The sequence below is a fragment of the Pseudomonas sp. H11T01 genome, assembly GCF_048515765.1.
Lineage (GTDB): Bacteria > Pseudomonadota > Gammaproteobacteria > Pseudomonadales > Pseudomonadaceae > Aquipseudomonas.
In genome coordinates this window covers 1-1,876 of the sequence record NZ_JBLYED010000058.1, presented here as the reverse complement: position 1 = coordinate 1,876, position 1,876 = coordinate 1, and the positions used below count along the sequence as shown (strand labels likewise).

1 protein-coding gene is annotated in these 1,876 nt (G+C 59.2%); it reads left to right on the top strand.

Annotation, left to right across the window (positions count from 1 at the left end):
• Positions 1-358: 358 nt before the first annotated feature.
• A complete protein-coding gene (gene ltrA / locus ACN1C3_RS33145; protein WP_419119941.1) occupies positions 359-1,804 on the top strand; it encodes a group II intron reverse transcriptase/maturase in 1,446 nt (481 codons plus the stop codon).
• Positions 1,805-1,876: the final 72 nt, after the last annotated feature.

Genomic DNA, 1,876 nt, shown 5'->3' with positions numbered 1-1,876 from the left:
TGTGGTGGCCACGCTGGTGACTTGGAGGTGAAAGTCCTCTACACACCCGGCAAGGGGAAGTGTTAGCCAGAGGCAAGGGTGTCGCGGGTGACTGCGAATCTGAAGGAAGCCCGAGGCAAAATGCTGGCCTGACGAACAGGAAGCGGATAGAGGCGGCGCAGCGGGGTAAGACGGCCCAAACCGTCAAAGCCCGATACTTGCACGGAACGCTGTGACGTAAATCCGACAGGCATAAGCAGGAAGGTCGCGCGAATTACCCTGGGAGATCTGTAGGTTTGCCACTGTGCTACCGAGCGTCGAGAGGCGACGGGATGAACCTACAGAAGTCAGCCGAGGCCGTAGTAAGTGGCAAATAACCATGCCACCAAGGGCCGAACAGGTTACGCCGCCAGTAGGTGTCAGAGTCTCGTCGAATGTCGAAAAGCAGAAATTTCTCCGAGGGAGAACTGTGACCCTTAGTTCCGGACGGTATCCGCGGGCGACGGCTGGCAGTGCGCAGGCATCGGCGACGTCTGTGACGTGGACGAACGCGGAGCCGGACACGCTGATGGCGCAGGTGCTTGCACCGGCCAATCTCAAGCGTGCGTATCATCGCGTGGTCAGCAACAAGGGTGCGCCGGGTGCCGATGGCATGACGGTCGACGAATTGGCAGGCTACGTGAAACAGTATTGGCCAACCCTCAAGGCGAGGCTGCTGGCCGGCGAGTATCACCCGCAAGGAGTACGCGCCGTCGACATCCCCAAACCTAAAGGCGGAACACGGCAACTGGGTATCCCCAGCGTCGTGGATCGCCTGATCCAACAGGCACTGCTGCAACAACTCACGCCGATCTTCGACCCACTGTTCTCGGATTACAGCTACGGCTTCCGTCCGGGCAGAAGCGCCCACCAAGCCATCGAAACAGCCCGTGCCCATGTGGCGGCGGGCCACCGCTGGTGCGTGGAACTCGACCTGGAGAAGTTCTTCGATCAGGTCAACCACGATGTACTGATGGCCCATGTGCAGCGTCAAATCGAAGACAAGCAGGTGCTCAGGCTCATTCGCCGTTATCTCGAGGCCGGCGTGATGTCGGGCGGGATCGCCAGCCGACGGCAGGAAGGGGCGCCGCAAGGCGGCCCGCTCTCGCCATTGCTGTCGAATATCCTGCTCAACGAACTCGACCGTGAGCTAGAACGGCGCGGCCATCGCTTCGTGCGTTATGCCGACGATGCGAACATTTATGTGCGCAGTCATCGTGCAGGCGAACGGGTCATGGCCAGTGTTGAGCGCTTCCTGACTCAGCGTCTGAAACTGACACTGAATCGGGAAAAGAGCCGTGTGGCACGGCCTTGGGCCTGTGATTACTTGGGTTATGGGATGAGCTGGCATAAACAGCCGAAGCTGAGGGTAGCGAGCATAAGCCTGCACCGCCTGCGCGACCGACTCAGGGAACTCTTGCGTCGGATACGGGCCCGCTCAATGAGATATATCGTTGAGCAAATGACTCCCGTGCTGCGTGGTTGGGCTGGCTACTTCAAGCTGAGTCAGAGCAAGCGGCCACTTGAGGAGCTTGATGGCTGGGTGCGTCACAAACTTCGTTGCGTCATATGGCGTCAATGGAAGCGGCCCTCTACGAGGGCGCGCAACCTGATACGTTTGGGAATCGACGAGGCTCGGGCGTGGAAATCGGCGGTCAATGGCCGAGGCCCATGGTGGAACTCGGGAGCGTCACATATGAATCAGGCGCTACCGAAGAAGCTATGGGATCGACTCGGGTTGGTCTCAATACTGGATACGATAAACCGGCTTAATCGCATAACCTGAACCGCCGTATACGGAACCGTACGTACGGTGGTGTGAGAGGACGGCGGTTGTGAGACCGCCTCCTACTCGATT

Excerpts from the sequence above, each read along its gene's own strand:
- ltrA (WP_419119941.1), top strand. The coding sequence starts at position 359 with ATGCCACCAAGGGCCGAACAGGTTACGCCGCCAGTAGGTGTCAGAGTC.